This is a genomic window from Shewanella sp. S1-58-MNA-CIBAN-0166 (assembly GCF_040310085.1).
Classification (GTDB): Bacteria; Pseudomonadota; Gammaproteobacteria; order Enterobacterales; family Shewanellaceae; genus Shewanella.
Genome location: NZ_JBEOPN010000115.1, coordinates 1 through 289, shown reverse-complemented (window position 1 = coordinate 289; position 289 = coordinate 1). Strand labels below are relative to the sequence as shown.

General features: G+C 43.6%; 1 tRNA gene. It reads right to left on the bottom strand.

The features are described from left to right. Window positions 1-2: 2 nt before the first annotated feature. Window positions 3-76: transfer RNA gene (locus AAEY99_RS21315), tRNA-Ile, on the bottom strand. Between the last annotated feature and the right edge of the window lie 213 nt (window positions 77-289).

Genomic DNA, 289 nt, shown 5'->3' with positions numbered 1-289 from the left:
GGTGGGTCAGAGTGGACTTGAACCACCGACCTCACCCTTATCAGGGGTGCGCTCTAACCAGCTGAGCTACAGACCCATTCTTTTTGGGATTGACATCCTTACTCAGCGTTACTTTCTTCGTTTCTCAGTCATGTGCTAAAAGCACACTCCCTGCGAGACTCATCAAGTGCCTTGATTAAGAATCAAAATCCTCAAAAATACCTTTCGATATCTTTCTCTTTCTTCTATCAAGTAATCTGTGTGAACACTCACATGCATCTCTGCACTTTAGGTATTGAGTTAGTCGTAT